Genomic DNA, 15,694 nt, shown 5'->3' on the forward strand with positions numbered 1-15,694 from the left:
GCATCGGGCGCGCGCCGCCGCCCGGAACGATGTGCGGCGACACGCGCCGCCGGCACGTCGATTGATAACCCATCGACATCAATCCTTCCAAAAATTGCACTTATCGTTTGCCCGGCGACGAGCGAACATGCCGGAAAACGACAATCGATCCACCTCCCGCGTATTTCCGGATTTTCAGGAGACACCCCGATGCACCCCTCGTCCAGCCTTCCGAACGAACGTTCGAAGGCCGCTGCAGTTTTCCGCGTCACCGCCGGGAATTTTCTCGAGCAGTTCGACTTCTTCCTGTTCGGCTTCTACGCCACGCAGATCGCCAACGTTTTCTTTCCCGCGCAAAGCGAGTTCGCGTCGCTGATGATGACCTTCGCCGTGTTCGGCGCCGGCTTCCTGATGCGGCCGCTGGGCGCCATCGTGCTGGGCGCGTACATCGACGACGTCGGCCGCCGCAAGGGCCTGATCGTCACGCTGTCCATCATGGCGAGCGGCACCATCCTGATCGCGTTCGTGCCGGGCTACGCGACCATCGGCCTGCTGGCGCCCGCGCTCGTGCTGCTCGGGCGGCTGCTGCAGGGCTTCTCCGCCGGCGCGGAACTGGGCGGCGTATCGGTCTATCTCGCCGAGCTGGCGACGCCCGGCCGCAAGGGGTTCTTCACGAGCTGGCAATCCGCCAGCCAGCAGGTGGCGATCGTCGTCGCGGCGGCCCTGGGCTTTGCACTGAATCAATGGCTGAGCGCGTCGGCCATCGCCGCATGGGGATGGCGCGCGCCGTTCTTCGTCGGCTGCATGATCGTGCCGTTCATCTTCATGCTGCGCCGCAACCTGGAGGAAACCCAGGAATTCAAGGCGCGCAAGCATCGTCCGGGCATGAAGGAAGTGTTCGGTACGCTGGTGCAGAACTGGGGCGTCGTCGTGGCCGGCATGATGCTGGTCGCGATGACCACCACGAGCTTCTATCTGATCACGGTCTACGCACCGACCTTCGGCAAGACGGTGCTGCACCTGAGCACCGCCGACAGCCTGCTCGTGACGCTCTGCGTCGGCGTGTCGAACTTCGTGTGGCTGCCGATCGGCGGCGCGCTGTCCGACAGGATCGGCCGCCGGCCGCTGCTGGTTGGCATGACGGTGCTCACCGTCGTGACCGCCTACCCGGCGCTGTCGTTGCTTGCTCACGCGCCGTCGTTCGTCAACATGCTGCTCGTCCTCCTGTGGCTCTCGTTCATGTACGGGATCTATAACGGTGCGATGGTCGTGGCGCTCACCGAGGTGATGCCGGTGCAGGTGCGCGTCGCAGGCTTCTCGCTCGCGTACAGCCTCGCGACGGCCGTGTTCGGCGGCTTCACGCCGGCGATCTCGACCGCGCTCATCCACATGACGGGCGACAAGGCCGCACCGGGCTACTGGATGAGCTTTGCCGCCGTGTGCGCGCTGCTTGCGACGTTCGCGCTCTATCGTCGCCGCACGGCGACGCTGACGCCTGCGCATTGATGCCAGGTCCATCCGGAAGGCCGACCAACACACACGATTCTGCACGACAACAATCACGATCATGAGAAATCTGTTCCCGAAATTTTGCGCGGCCGCGCTCGTCCTTGCCACGGCAGTCGCTGCCAACGTGCAGGCCGCCGAACTGCACGTGATGAGCTCGGGCGGCTTCACCGCCGCCTACAAGCTGCTCGGCCCCCGGTTTGCTTCCACGACGGGCAATACGCTCGATACCGCGCTCGGCCCGTCGATGGGCAAGTCGCCTGAGGCGATTCCAAACCGGCTCGCGCGCGGCGAGCCCGCCGACGCGGTCATCATGGTCGGCTATGCGCTGGACGACCTGATCAAGCAGGGCAAGGTCATCCCCGGATCGCGGGTCGAACTGGCCGACTCGCGCATCGGCGTGGTCGTGCGCGACGGCTCGGCAAAACCCGACATCGGTTCCCCCGAAGGCCTCAAGCAGGCGCTGCTGCACGCGAAGTCGATCGCCTACTCGGACAGCGCGAGCGGCGTGTATATCGAACGCGAGCTGTTCAGGAAGCTCGGCATCGAAGACCAGGTGAAGTCGAAGGCGAAGATGATTCCGCGGATTCCGGTGGCATCGGTCGTCGCGAACGGCGACTACGAAATCGGCTTCCAGCAGGTGAGCGAGCTGCTGCCGGTCAAGGGGGCGACCTTCGTCGGCAAGATTCCCGAATCGCTGCAGTCGGTCACGCGCTTCGCGGCGGGCATCCCCGTCGGCGCGCAGCATCCGGCGGAAGCGAAGGCGCTGCTCGACTATCTTGCGTCGCCCGACGTGCAGGCCGACGTGAAATCGACCGGGCTGGATTCCGTCCCCGCTCATTGAGCCTGATCGACGGGAAGGTTTGCGTCATACCGCCTTCCCGTCACCGTCGGCATCGGCGGCGGCACGGTCTGCATCGACCCCGTTCGGGGATGCCGGCCCCCCTGCAGCGAGCCGCTGCGCAAGACGCGCACGATCGCACGCCCCTTCCCACATCGACACGAAGATCACCGCGCACGCATTGCTGATCACGCTCGTCAGCGCACGCGCCTCGGACATGAAGCGATCGATGCCGACCAGCAGTGCCACGCCGGCGACGGGCAGGTCGGGTATGACGACGAGCGTGGCGACCAGCGCAACCAGCCCGCTACCGGAAACACCGGCCGCGCCCTTGGACGTGAGCAGCATGACGGCGAGCATCAAGGCGATCTGCGACGCGGAAAGGGGCACGTCGCATGCCTGTGCGATGAACAAGGCAGCGAGCGTCAGATAGATCGCGGTGCCGTCCAGGTTGAACGAATAGCCCGCCGGCAGCACGAGCCCCACGACGCCCTTGTCGCACCCCAGCGATTCCAGCTTGACGATCAGGCGTGGCAGAACGGGCTCCGACGAGGACGTCGCGAGAACGATGAGCAACTCTTCGCGCAGGTAGCGCAACAGCCGCCACAGCGCGAAGCCGTGCAGGCGCGCGAGCGGTGCGAGCACGAGCGCGACGAACAGCGCGCATGCCGCATAGAAGGACACCACCAGCTTCGCGAGCGAGCCGACCGAACCGATCCCGAAGCGGCCCACCGTGAAGGCCATCGCGCCGAACGCGCCGAGCGGTGCGAGCCGCATGATCATCGCGAGCACGCGAAAGACAACCTGGGCGACACCGTCGATCAGCGCAAGCACGGGCTGGCCGGCCTGACGGTGCGCATTCAGCGAGAAGCCGAACAGCAGCGACAGCAGCAGCACCGGCAACACCTCGCCTTGCTCGAACGCGCCGAGCATCGTATCGGGGATCACGCTCAGCCCGAATGCCACGAGCCCGCTTGGTTGCGCTTCCTTCGCGTACTGCGCGAGGATGCTCGAATCGAGATGGTGCACGTCGATGTGCAGGCCGGCGCCGGGGCGCAGCACGAATGCGGTGGCGAGCCCGATCGCGAGTGCAACGGCGGTCAGCAGATAGAAGAGCGCCAGCGACCGAACGATCGTGCGGCCGATGGCCTTCCCGTTCGCGAGTGACGTGATGCCCGAGACGATCGTGCAAAAGACGATCGGCGCGATGGTCATTCGCACGAGGCCGACGAACGCGTCGCTGAGGGGCTTGAGCATCGCGCCTGCGGCCGGCCATACATGACCGACGGTCACGCCGAGCATCATCGCGAGCAGGACCTGCACGTAGAGCGATTTGAGCAGCCTGGCCAACCTCACGGGACGGTCTTCCTTCGTGTCTCTTGTGTCGTTGTCACGCCGATGCATCGCTGCTTGCGATGCCGTCGCGCTTCGCGTCGACGATCATCCGGTGAAACGCTTCGGCGGCCGGCGTGAGCGGTCGCCCGCGCCGCTTGACGATGCCCACGCGTCGTTTGACGACCGGCTCGACGAGCGGCACGCTCGTGAGAATGGGATGGTCGTGCCCGGGCATCGCCATCGAGGGCACCGCGGCGACGCCGAGCCCCGCCTCGATCAATCCGAGCAGGGTCGTCACGTGGCGCGCTTCACACACGCTCGGCCCGCGCGGCGCCACGGCGGCGAGCGCCTGGTCGAGCAACAGGCGGTTCCCGGAAGTCTTGTCCACCGACACGTAATCGTGCTCGTACAGTTCGTTCCAGGTGACGCGTTTCTTGCGCGCGAGCGGATGGTCGCGGCGGCACGCAGCGACGAACCGCTCCTGGAGCAGCATCTTGAACTCGATCTCGGATTCCTGGCTGCCCATGAAGCTCACGCCGAAATCGGCTTCGCCGCTGATGACGGTGCCCAGCACCTCGTTCGCGCTCGCGTCCAGCAGCTTGACCCGGATGCGCGGAAAGCGCTGATGATAGCGCGCGATGATGGCCGGCAGAAAGTAGTAGGCCACCGACGGCACGCACGCGATGGTCACATGGCCCAGGCGGCTCGACGACACGTCGCGAATGCCGAGCAGGGCCGCGTCGAGATCGTCGAGCAACTGTTCGGCGCTCTGCGCGAACACGCGGCCGACCGTGGTGAGCGCCACGCGCCGCGTGGTGCGCTCGAAGAGGCGCACGCCGAGTGCTTCCTCGAGCTTGTCGATCCGGCGACTCAACGCGGGCTGCGAAATGCTGACCGCTTCCGCGGCCTTTCGGAAGCTGCCCGTTTCCACGACCGCGCGAAACGCCTGCAAGTCGTTCAAGTCGAAGTTGATCCCCACGGGCGCGTCTCCGCATCTCAGATGGGGCGTATTTTGCATGATTTCGCCGGTCCGACCGTATCGGTGCGGCACGCATCCGCGCAACGCGTGACCGCAACCGCGTGCGTGAGGGGGCGGTCTTGCCGTCGATCCGCTGCTCGTCGATGCCGATGGGGCGTCGAGGCCCGGGCCTTACGGCGCAAGCAGGCCGCGTGCGGCCAGATTGGCATACAGCGCGCGCACGCCGAAGGTCCACGGCGCGATCTCGGTGCACAGCCGCACGGTGTTGACGAGTGCGCCGAGTGCGGGCGTGGAAATGGTGACGCGGTCGCCCAGGTGATGCGTGAATCCGCCGCCCGGCGCGTCGCGGTCTTGGATCGGCGAGAACATCGTGCCGAGGAACAGCATGAAGCCGTCCGGATACTGGTGATGCGCGCCGCAGGTCTGCGCGACGAGGTCGGCCGGGTCGCGGCTGATCTCGCGCATGTGGCTGATGCCGTCGAGGACGAAGCCGTCGTCCGCGCCTTCGACGCGCAGCGACACGCTGGCCTGCCGTACGTCGTCCAGCGTGAAACCGTCGTCGAACAGCCGCACGAACGGGCCGATCGCGCACGAGCCGTTGTTGTCCTTGCATTTGCCGAGCAGCAGCGCCGAGCGGCCTTCGATGTCGCGCAAGTTGACGTCGTTGCCGAGCGTGGCGCCCACCGGCCTGCCGTCGCTACCGACCGCCAGCACGATCTCCGGTTCCGGGTTGTTCCACACCGACACGGGCAGCAGGCCCACGTCTGCCCCGAAGCCCACGGCGGACATCGGCTGCGACTTCGAGAACACCTCGGCGTCCGGGCCGATTCCGACCTCCATGTATTGCGACCACGCGCCGCGGCGTTCGAGTTCCGCCTTCAGGCGCATCGCGGCTTCCGAACCGGGAACGAGCTTCGACAGGTCGGTGCCGAGGGTCGCGGCCAGCGTTTCGCGCACGTCCCTCGCCTTGGCGGGGTCGCCGCCGGCCTGTTCTTCGATGACGCGTTCGATGAGGCTGACGGCGAAGGTCACGCCGCAGGCCTTGATGGCCTGCACGTCGCATGGTGCGAGCAGGTGCGTGGCGCCGGGCGCGCCATCCAGCGCCGCCTGCAGCAACGGCTCGACGCTGCCGAGCGATTCACCCGGGGCGGTGCGGGCGACAGCGACGGCGTCGGGCCGGTCGAACAGGTCCGCGGTGGTCGCCACGGTACGCGTGATGTCGAACACTTCTCCGCAGCGCACGGCGACGACGCTCGGGCCCGAACGGGCCCCATCGTGGCGCCAGACACGGCCGATCAACAGGGCCCGTGCCAGGTCGTGCGGCAGGCAGTCGGAAACGGAAAGAGTACGCATGGTCGGCTCGGCAAGGGGTGTGGGCGGATGGGTCAGTGCGAATGGCGCGGGTTGCCGCGCTGCTCGATCACCTTCAGGTACAGCGTGGCCGGTTCGAGGCAGCCGCCGGTGGACAACTGGCCCACCAACTGCCGGTAGAGTGCCTGCCAGGGCGTTTGCGCCTGCGGCACGTTGAAGCTTGCCGTCTCGCGGCGGCGTGCGAGTTCGTCGTCATCGACGAGCACGTCGACGCTGCGGCGATTCAGGTCCACGCGAATGCGGTCGTTCGTGCGCAGCAGCGCGAGGCCGCCGCCGACCGCGGCCTCCGGCGACACGTTCAGGATCGACGGGCTGGCCGACGTGCCGCTCTGGCGCCCGTCGCCCAGGCACGGCAGCGACGTCACGCCGCGCTTCACCAGATCGGCAGGCGGCGCCATGTTGACGACTTCGGAGCTGCCCGGATAGCCGACCGTGCCGCAGCCGCGGATCACCAGGATGCAACGCTCGTCGATACCGAGCCCGGGGTCGTTGATGCGGGCGTGGTAGTCCTCCGGGCCGTCGAAGACGATGGCGCGGGCCTCGAACGTGTTCTCCGCGCCCGGCTCGGCAAGGTAGGTCCGGCGGAATGCCTCGCCGACCACCGACATCTTCATGATCGCGCTGTCGAAGAAGTTGCCCGACAGCACCATGAAGCCGGCGCCATGCTTGAGCGGTGCGTCGGGCGTGTGGATCACATCGTGGTCGGCGTCCTGCGCCGTGTCGGCGATCTCGCCGATCGCGCGGCCGGATACGGTGAGGCAGTCGCGCCGCAGCAGGCCGGCCGCATCGAGCTGGCGCAGCACCGCGGGCACACCGCCGGCGCGGTGGAAGCTCTCCCCGAGGTATTCGCCTGCCGGCATGCAGTTGACCAGCAGCGGCACGGATTCACCGAGGCGCTGCCAGTCGTCCAGGCTCAGTTCGACGCCCATGTGGCGCGCAATGGCGATCAGGTGCGGCGGGCAGTTGGTCGATGCGCCGAGCGCGGAGGCGACGACGATGGCATTCTCGAACGCCGCGCGGGTCATGATCCTCGACGGCCGCAGGTCTTCCCGAACGAGTTCGACAGCGCGCTTGCCGGTGGCGTAGGCCATCTGGCCGCGCTCGCGATAGGCGGCGGGAATGCTCGCACACCCCGGCAGCGACATGCCCAGCGCCTCGGCCAGGCTGTTCATCGACAGCGCCGTGCCCATGGTGTTGCAATGGCCGATCGACGGCGACGATGCCGTGGTCAGCTTCATGAAGCCTTCGTAGTCGATCTCGCCGGCCGCCAGCAGGTTGCGGGCATGCCAGATCACGGTGCCCGAGCCGACGCGCTTGCCCTCGTGCCAGCCGTCGAGCATCGGTCCGCCCGACAGCACGATGGCGGGCATGTCCACGGTGGCGGCCGCCATCAGGCAGGCGGGGGTGGTCTTGTCGCAACCGGTCGTCAGGACCACGCCATCCAGCGGGAAGCCATGCAGCACTTCCACCAGCCCGAGGTAGGCCAGGTTGCGGTCGAGCGCGGCGGTGGGCCGGCGGCTTTGTTCGGCCAGCGGATGGACGGGGAATTCCATCGGAATGCCGCCCGCGTCGCGAATGCCCGCCTTGGTCCGCTCGGCCAGTTCGATGTGGTGGCGGTTGCATGGCGCCAGGTCGCTGCCCGTCTGGGCGATGCCGATGACGGGGCGGCCCGATTGCAGTTCATCGCGCGTCAACCCGTAGTTCATGAAACGCTCGACATAAAGCGCGGTCATGTCCGCGTGCGCGGGGTCGTCGAACCACTCCTGGCTGCGCAGACGGCGCGGGGTCTGTGACATGGCGGGCTGTCTCCGAAGGGGCCTCGTTCATTCTTGCGTGCCGGATTGGTACCGGTAACATCGAGCGGATGTTAGCACGGGGTTTTTGCGTGGCGGAACAGAATTTTGTGTGCGGGTGGCGCAGGGGAGGGAGAAAGCGCTGCGCGCGATGCACCGGTTTCGATCCCGTCGAACGGCGCCGTATCGACGCGCATCGGCCGTCAACCCGGCCCTTCCGTCATGCGACGGCGGGGCGGCGTGAGGGCAGGGGGGCAGTTCGCGCGCGCCTCGAGGGCACGCCGGTTCTCGCCGGGCGCGACCGGCCGGCGCGGGCTCGTCACGCGCTTTCCCGCGCGACGATCGTGTAGTCGATACGGATGCTGTGCGAATCGACCGGCTCGCCGCCGTCGCGCGCCTGCAGCGCGGCCAGCAGCGCCTCGCCCGTGCGCAGGCCGATGCCGTATGCGTCGACCGACACGGTCGTGATGGCAGGGTGGCAGCACGTCGCCACTTCGAAGTTGCCGAAGCCGGCCACCGCGATGTCCGCGGGCACGGACAGCCCGCGCCGGTGGCATTCCATGATCGCGCCGAATGCCGACATGTCGCTGACGCACATCACGGCATCGGTGTCCGGCCACTGCGCGAGCAGGGCCGCCATCGCGGGCCCGCCGTGGCTCATGGTGATCGGCGATTCGCCGAGGCGCACGACGCGCGGCTCGCCCAACCGCAGCGCCTTGATTTCCGCCTGGTATCCCTTGAGCCGGTCCAGGCCACGGCGATCCAGTTCGCTGGCGCCGCCGAGAAAGCCGATGCGGCGGTAACCGCGCTCGGCCAGGTGCCGCACCATCGCACGTGCGGCGCGCACGTTCGAGAAGCCCACGGCGGTGTCGATGGGATGCGTGGGCAGGTCCCACATCTCGACCACGGGAATGGCCGAGCGCGCCAGCACCTTGCGGGTCGCATCGGTGTGTTGCGCACCGGTCAGCGCGACGCAGCGCGGCTGGTGACGCAGCATCGAACGGACCAGGCGTTCTTCGCGTTCCAGGTCGTAATCGGTGTCGCCGAGCAACAGTTGCAGGCCATGCGGTTCGAGCGCATCGGTCAGGCCGCGCACGGTGTCGGAGAAGTTGGAGCTCGACAGCGACGGCACCAGCACCGCGACGAATTCCGAGCGCCCCGACGACAACGCACCGGCGGCCGCGTCGGCCACGTAGCCGAGCTGGTCGATGGCCTGGCAGACGCGTGCGCGCGTTTCTGGTGCCACGCTGTGGCCGGCAAGCACGCGCGACACGGTCATCTTCGATACGCCGGCGAGGCGCGCTACGTCGGACATGCGGGGCGGTCCGGCAGGCCGGACGGCGGTGGGGCTGGGCATCGGATCGCGATCGGGAAAAACCTGGAAAGGCTACATCATACCGGTGCGGCGTACGGGGCAGGCCGCCCGCGGCGCGCCCGTCGCAGCGCTGTCCGCACTAGGGAAACCACGCGTTCGGCGACGCTTGAACACGCCTGTCGCGACATGCTACCGTGCTGCTTGTTACCGGTATCAGCATGCCCGTTTCTCCCGTCGCCCCATTGGCGCTTTTTTTGGTCGTGGAATGTTATCGGTAACATCGATGCGTCAGAGAACCCGCCGGTACGAAGAAGACCTACACAATCAGGAGACAGACCGATGCCGTCCATCACGCAGACCGCTGCCGCGCCGGCCGCGGCCGACTCATCCGAAGACGCGCTCTATCGCAAGGTCATGCGGCGCATCCTGCCGTTGCTGCTGCTCTGCTACGTCGTGGCCTACCTGGACCGCGTCAACGTCGGCTTCGCGAAGCTGCAGATGCTCGACGAGCTGAGCTTGAGCGACAGCGTCTATGCGCTCGGCGCCAGCGTCTTCTTCTGGGGCTATTTCCTGTTCGAGATGCCCAGCAACCTGCTGCTGCATCGTTACGGCGCGCGCTTCTGGATCGCGCGGATCATGATCACGTGGGGCATCGTCTCGTCGTCGATGGCGTTCATCGTGCCGCTCGCGCAGTTCTTCCACGTGCAGACGACCACCATGTTCTACACGCTGCGCTTCCTGCTGGGCCTGTGCGAAGCCGGCTTTTTCCCGGGCGTGATCCTGTACATGAACTACTGGTTTCCGGCGCGCCGCCAGAGTGTGGCCATGTCGGGATTCCTGGTGGCGATCCCGCTGAGCCTCACACTCGGCAGCGTGGTGTCCGGCTGGCTGATGGAGCAGACGCACGGCCTGTCGGGCATGAGCGGCTGGCAATGGATGCTGCTGCTCGAAGGGCTGCCGTCGATCGTGGTGGCGTTCATCGTGCTGGCCTGCCTGGGCGACGGACCGAAGTCGGCGAAGTGGCTGTCCGCGGACGAAAAGGCCGTCCTGTCGCGCAATCTCGAATCCGAGGCGACGCACAAGTCGCACAGTATCGGCGCCGCGCTGCGCAGCCCGCGTGTCTGGCTGCTCACCTTCATCCTGCTCACCTTCAATACCGGCTTCTACGGGCTGGCGTTCTGGCTGCCGTCGATCATTCGCGCGTCGGGCGTGCACAGCCCGCTGCATATCGGTGTGCTGACGGCCATTCCATACCTGACGGCCATCTTCGCGATGGTGTGGAACGCGTCGCACTCGCGCAAGACCGGTGAACGCCGCCTGCACGCGGCGATTCCCGCGCTGATCGGTGGCGTCTTCCTGATCCTGAGCGCGGCGTTCGCGCACAACGTGGCGCTGTCGATCGTATTCCTGACCGTCGCTACCTGCGGCATTCTCGCGTTGATGCCGATCTACTGGACTTTTCCGGGGCAGATCCTGTCCGGCACGGCTGCGGCCGCCGGCATTGCGCTGATCAATTCGGTGGGCAACCTGTCCGGTTTCACGGGCTCGATGATCACCGGCATGGCCAAGGAAATGACCGGCAACATCAACAACGGCACCTATGCGCTGGGCGCCTGCCTGCTGGTCAGCTGCGTGCTGATCGCATTGATTCCGCGCGACGTGCTGCAGCCGCCGGCCGGCCGGTGAGGGCTTCGCAGTCCGTTGCACCGCGGGGATTGCGCATCGCGCCGACCCCGCAGCGGACGCGACGGGTAACACTTGGGCGGATCGAAACGTCCGCCGCCATCCCGCCGCTGCGAGACAGTCGACCACGTGGGCGAGTGCATCCCGGGCCGGATCGAACCGATCGATTCCCGTGTCGACGCGTGCATTCCGGCCGGGGACACGGCGGGCCGCCCGCGCGGACGGCAACACCCGCTCAGTCGAGCCCGCCCTGGCACAGATACTTGATCGACAGGTAATCGTCGAGGCCATAGCGTGAACCTTCGCGGCCGTAGCCCGATTCCTTCACGCCGCCGAACGGCGCGGCCTCGCTCGCAAGCGCGCCTTCGTTGATCCCGACGATGCCCGTTTCGAGCCGTGCCGACACGCGTGCGATGCGCCGCACGTCCTGCGTGTAGAAATACGCGGCGAGCCCGAACGGCGTGTCGTTCGCGGCGTCGACGGCTTCGTCCTCGGTATCGAAGCGAAACAGCGCCGCGATCGGGCCGAAGGTTTCCTCGCAGTTCAATTGCATGTCGGCGGTGGCGTCGGCGAGCACCGTCGGCGCGTAATAGTTCGCGCCGAGCTCCGTCAGGCGCTTGCCGCCCGTCAGCACACGCGCGCCGCGTTCAACGGCATCGCCGACGTGACGCGCGATCTTGTCGACCGCACGCGCGTTGATCATCGGGCCGATCTGCGCGGCCGGGTCGGTCGCCGGCGCGACCTTCAACGCGGCGACGCGCGCGGCGAGCTTCTGCGCGAACGCATCGTAAACGCCGGCCTGCACGTACACGCGGTTCGGCGATACACACGTCTGCCCGCCGTTGCGGAACTTCGCGGCCATCAGCCCGTCGACCGCGGCATCGAGCTCGGCGTCGTCGAACACGATGAACGGCGCATTGCCGCCCAACTCCAGCGACAGCTTCTTCAGCGTCGCGGCCGAATCGCGCGCGAGCAGCTTGCCGACGGCCGTCGAGCCGGTGAACGTGATCTTGCGCACGCGGCCGTCGGCGAGCCAGTCGGCCGCGGCTTCGACGCCGCGTTCGCGCGACGCGGTAATCAGGTTCAGCACGCCGGCCGGCACGCCGGCTTCCTGCGCGAGAAACGCGAGCGCGAGCGCGGTCAGCGGCGTGTCCTCCGCCGGCTTCGCGACCACCGTGCAGCCGGCCGCGAGCGCGGGCGCGATCTTGCGCGCGATCATCGCGAGCGGGAAATTCCACGGCGTGATCGCGGCGACGACGCCGATCGGCTCCTTCACCGCGCTGAGCCGCTTGCCGCGCTGCTGCTGCGGAATCAGGTCGCCGTACGTGCGCGTCGCTTCCTCGGCGAACCACAGCACGTACGACGCACCGTACGCGACTTCGCCGCGCGCTTCGGCGAGCGGCTTGCCCTGTTCGCGCGACATCAGCTTCGCGAGATCGTCGGTGTGCGCGACGATCGCCGCATGCCATGCACGCAGGATCGCGGCGCGTTCGCGCGCGGGCGTCGCACGCCACGCGGGCAGCGCGCGGGCTGCCGCGTCGGTCGCCGCGCGTGCGTCGGCGGCGCTGCTGTCGGGTGCGTGGGCAACGGTCTCGAGCGTGGCCGGATCGGTGACGGCGAAGCGGCGGCCGTCGAGCGCATCGCGCCAGGCGCCGTCGATCAGGTTGGCGGTGCGAACGAGTTCGGTTCGGGACAGCGTAAGCGGCATGACAGGTCCTTGAATGAAGCGGTTCGGTGACGCTGGCGGCCCGGCGCGGGCGTGACGCCCCCCGCGCGGACAGCGGGCTGCCGCGTGACGGGGTGACGCACGCCGGGTGTCAGTGACGCTCGCCGAACAGCGATTCGAGCGGGTAGTGCCGTTTGACGAACGGCGACTTGATGATCACGTAACTGAAATACTTCTCGATGCCGATGTTCTGCTCGAGCAGCCCTTCGACGATCGTCTGGTAATGGCTCACGCTGCGCGTGATGAACTTCAGCAGATAGTCGTAGCCGCCGCTCGCGAGGTGGCATTCGACGATCTCGTCGACGTTGCGGATCGCCGCGACGAAGCGGTCGAAATCCTCGCGCCGGTGGTCGGCCAGCGTGACTTCGGTGAACACGACCTGCACGTCGCCGAGTTTCTCGAGCTGGATGTGCGCGCCGTAGCCGCCGATGTAGCCGGCCTTCTCGAGCCGCTTCACGCGGATCAGGCATGGACTGGGCGACAGCCCGACCGCATCGGCCAGCTCGACGTTGGTCATGCGGCCGCGCTTCTGCAACTGGGAGAGGATGCGCAGGTCGATGCGATCCAGCTTGCTGTCCGTCATGTTCACGTGCGTCGGGAATCGGAAAAATGGAATGTCCGGTTACTTTAGAGTCGAACGATGACGGCCACAAGCCCGGCTTTCCCTTGGCCGGTCAGGCCGGCTGCGCGTGCGCGGCGTCGAGCGCGCGCTGCACGCCCGCGTCGGCCAGCACGTCGTCGAGCGTCTTGCGCACGCGTTCGAACAGCAGGTCGAACTCGCCCGCGGTGAAGCTCAGCGCCGGCGCGAAGCCGAGCACGCCGTCGCCGAACGCGCGGAACACCACGCCGTTCGCGTACGCGGCGGCCGCGATCTTGTCCGGCACGTTCAGCGCCGGGTCGAAGCGCGTCTTGTGCGCCTTGTCGGCCACCAGTTCGAGCGCGCCGAGCAGGCCGACCGAGCGCGCGTCGCCGACGAGCGGATGCGCGCGCAGCGCATCGAGCCCCGCGGCGAAGCGCGGCGCCAGCGCCTGGCCGTTCGCGAGCAGCCCGCCTTCGTGATAGAGCTTCAGCACCTCGAGGCCGATCGCCGCGCTGACCGGATGCGCGGAATACGTATGGCCGTGGCCGACCACCGGCGAATCGGCGCGGTCGCCCGCGATCCCTTCGTAGATTTCGTCGGACATCAGCACCGCGCCCATCGGCGCATAGCCGGCCGTCAGGCCCTTCGCGACGGTCATCAGGTCCGGATCGACCTGTTCGGCCTCGCAGGCGAACAGCGGGCCCGTGCGGCCGAAGCCGGTGATCACCTCGTCGGCGACGAACAGGATGCCGAGGCGCCGGCACGCGTCGCGCATCGCCTTCAGCCAGCCGGCCGGCGGCACGATCACGCCGCCCGAGCCTTGCACCGGCTCGCAGAAGAACGCGGCGACGTTGTCCGCGCCGAGTTCGGCGACCTTCGCTTCGAGCGCGGCGACCGACGCGGCGATCAGCGCCTGCGGATCGTCGCCGAGCGGATGGCGGTACGGGTAGGGCGACGGAATATGGTGCTGGTCCGCGCGCGGCAGGTCGAAATGGCGGTGGAACGCGGGCAGCGCGGTGAGCCCGGCGCCGATCGACGACGAGCCGTGATAGCCGCGCTCCAGCGCGATCATCTGCTTTTTCGACGGGCGGCCGGTCGCGTTGAAATAGTGCGTGATGAAACGGATCGCGGAATCGACCGCGTCCGAGCCGCCGAGCGTGAAGTACACACGGTTCAGCGACGGCGGCGCGAGCGCGGCGAGCCGTTCGGCGAGTTCGATCGCCGGCTGCGAGCCGAAATGGAAATAACCGGTCGCGTAGGGCAGCTTCGCCAACTGGTCGGCGGCGGCCTTCACGATGCTCTCGCGGCCGTAGCCGACGTTCACGCACCACAGGCCCGAGAACGCGTCGAGCAGCGTGTGGCCCGCGGCGTCGCGCAGGAACACGCCGTCCGCGGATTCGAGCACGGTGACGCCGCGCGCTTCGTGCGCACGGTAATTGACGACGGGGTGGATCAGGTGTTGACGATCGGCTTCGATCAGCGCGGCTTGGTTCATGGGAAGGCGGGACTCTCGTCAGGTGTCAGCGGTGAGTTCATGCTAACGGGCGAGAAATCCGGATGCGTCTTCAATTTGCGGCCCGAAACGTATGCGCGCGGCGTTTGTGCGGGGCGCTTCGGCATTTTCTGCTGCGCGCCCGGCGGGCCGGGCGCGCGTCAGGTCAGTAGCCGCGCGCGCGATCGACGACGCCGATCATCGGCTGGCCCGCGCGATGGCGCGCGAGGTTCGCGAGCACCGCGTCGACCGCGGTGTCGGGCCGCGTCGCGCTGGCGATATGCGGCGTGAGGCGAATACGCGGATGGATCCAGAACGGATGGCCGGCCGGCAGCGGTTCGGGGTCCGTCACGTCGAGGATCGCGCTGTCGAGCCGGCCGCTCGCGAGCGCGGCGAGCAGCGCGGCTTCATCGAGCTGCGGGCCGCGCCCGACCTGCACCAGCGACGCGCCGGCCGGTAGCGCATCGAACACGCGTGCGCCGAGCAGCCCGCGCGTGCTGTCGGTGAGCGGCAGCAGGCAGATCAGGATGTCGGTGCGGGCGAGGAACGCGTCGAGCGCCGCATCGCCCGCGTAGCACTCGACGCCGTCGAGCGAGCGCGGCGTGCGGCTCCAGCCGGCGCACGGGAAGCCGAAGCGCCGCAGCGTATCGAGCACGGCCTGGCCGAGCGTGCCGAGCCCGAGTACGCCGACGCGCCGCGATGCCGCCGCCCGTACGGGTTTCTCGTGCCATACCTGGTCGCGCTGCTGGGCCGCATAGTCGAACAGGTCGCGATGGATCGTCAGCACGGCCTGCGTCACGTATTCGACCATCCCTTCGACGATGCCCGGCTCGATCATCCGCACGACCGGAAGGTGCGCGGGCACGCGCGACAGGTCGAACTGGTCGATGCCGGCGCCGACGGAGAACACGACTTCGAGATTCGGCAACAGCGCGACCGGATCGTCCGGCGGCTGCCATGCGGCGAGATAGCGAACGGCCGCGGCGTCGCCGAGGTCCGGCCAGATCCGGAACGGCAGATCGGGCGCCTGTTGCGCGAAGCGCGCCGCCCACTGCGCGCCGCGCACCGGGTCGGCCTTGTAGAGAAAGCTCATC

12 protein-coding genes are annotated in these 15,694 nt (G+C 67.9%); 3 read left to right on the plus strand and 9 right to left on the minus strand.

All coding sequences use genetic code 11. The features are described 5' to 3' along the window. Window positions 1–189: 189 nt before the first annotated feature. Both CFB50_RS36190 and CFB50_RS36195 read left to right on the plus strand, forming a co-directional pair. Window positions 190–1,485 carry an MFS transporter gene (locus tag CFB50_RS36190; RefSeq protein WP_089449202.1) on the plus strand — a complete coding sequence of 432 codons (1,296 nt, stop codon included), beginning with the start codon at window positions 190–192 and terminating at the stop codon, window positions 1,483–1,485. A gap of 61 nt (window positions 1,486–1,546) precedes the next feature. Beyond that, a complete protein-coding gene (locus CFB50_RS36195) occupies window positions 1,547–2,329 on the plus strand; it encodes a substrate-binding domain-containing protein (RefSeq protein ID WP_089449203.1) in 783 nt (260 codons plus the stop codon). A 24-nt stretch (window positions 2,330–2,353) separates the two neighbouring features. On the opposite strand, the gene dctA is transcribed toward CFB50_RS36195, so the two are convergent. The 5 genes from dctA to CFB50_RS36220 all read right to left on the minus strand — a co-directional run bounded on the left by dctA (window position 2,354) and on the right by CFB50_RS36220 (window position 9,161). Continuing rightward, window positions 2,354–3,682 (minus strand): C4-dicarboxylate transporter DctA, encoded by a 1,329-nt coding sequence (gene dctA, locus CFB50_RS36200; protein ID WP_089449204.1) that lies wholly within the window; start codon window positions 3,680–3,682, stop codon window positions 2,354–2,356. Window positions 3,683–3,716: 34 nt separating this feature from the next. Then, window positions 3,717–4,640, minus strand: coding sequence for a LysR family transcriptional regulator (locus tag CFB50_RS36205; protein ID WP_089449205.1), 924 nt, complete (start codon window positions 4,638–4,640; stop codon window positions 3,717–3,719). 171 nt (window positions 4,641–4,811) lie between these two features. Then, complete coding sequence (locus CFB50_RS36210; RefSeq protein WP_089449206.1) at window positions 4,812–5,993, minus strand: fumarylacetoacetate hydrolase family protein; 1,182 nt, start codon at window positions 5,991–5,993, stop codon at window positions 4,812–4,814. 32 nt (window positions 5,994–6,025) lie between these two features. Continuing rightward, the gene (locus tag CFB50_RS36215; protein WP_089449207.1) at window positions 6,026–7,807 is read right to left on the minus strand and encodes an IlvD/Edd family dehydratase; all 1,782 of its coding nucleotides are present in this window, start codon (window positions 7,805–7,807) and stop codon (window positions 6,026–6,028) included. 316 nt (window positions 7,808–8,123) lie between these two features. Further along, window positions 8,124–9,161 (minus strand): LacI family DNA-binding transcriptional regulator, encoded by a 1,038-nt coding sequence (locus CFB50_RS36220; protein WP_174946598.1) that lies wholly within the window; start codon window positions 9,159–9,161, stop codon window positions 8,124–8,126. A gap of 297 nt (window positions 9,162–9,458) precedes the next feature. Here CFB50_RS36220 and CFB50_RS36225 point away from each other — a divergent pair, with 297 nt between their 5' ends. After that, window positions 9,459–10,805, plus strand: coding sequence for an MFS transporter (locus CFB50_RS36225; RefSeq protein ID WP_089449209.1), 1,347 nt, complete (start codon window positions 9,459–9,461; stop codon window positions 10,803–10,805). Window positions 10,806–11,037: 232 nt separating this feature from the next. Here CFB50_RS36225 and CFB50_RS36230 read toward each other — a convergent pair whose 3' ends face one another. From CFB50_RS36230 to CFB50_RS36245, 4 genes are all read right to left on the minus strand, one after another. Further along, window positions 11,038–12,510, minus strand: a complete 1,473-nt coding sequence (locus CFB50_RS36230; RefSeq protein ID WP_089449210.1) for an NAD-dependent succinate-semialdehyde dehydrogenase — start codon at window positions 12,508–12,510, stop codon at window positions 11,038–11,040. A 109-nt stretch (window positions 12,511–12,619) separates the two neighbouring features. Further along, window positions 12,620–13,111: an Lrp/AsnC family transcriptional regulator gene (locus CFB50_RS36235; protein ID WP_006749694.1), complete on the minus strand. Its 492-nt coding sequence runs from the start codon at window positions 13,109–13,111 to the stop codon at window positions 12,620–12,622. A gap of 91 nt (window positions 13,112–13,202) precedes the next feature. Continuing rightward, window positions 13,203–14,603: an aspartate aminotransferase family protein gene (locus CFB50_RS36240; RefSeq protein ID WP_089449211.1), complete on the minus strand. Its 1,401-nt coding sequence runs from the start codon at window positions 14,601–14,603 to the stop codon at window positions 13,203–13,205. Between the two features lie 163 nt (window positions 14,604–14,766). Continuing rightward, window positions 14,767–15,693 (minus strand): 2-hydroxyacid dehydrogenase, encoded by a 927-nt coding sequence (locus CFB50_RS36245; RefSeq protein ID WP_089449212.1) that lies wholly within the window; start codon window positions 15,691–15,693, stop codon window positions 14,767–14,769. Window position 15,694: the final 1 nt, after the last annotated feature.

It is taken from the genome of Burkholderia sp. AU33423, assembly GCF_002223135.1.
In the GTDB taxonomy this organism is placed as follows: domain Bacteria; phylum Pseudomonadota; class Gammaproteobacteria; order Burkholderiales; family Burkholderiaceae; genus Burkholderia; species Burkholderia lata_D.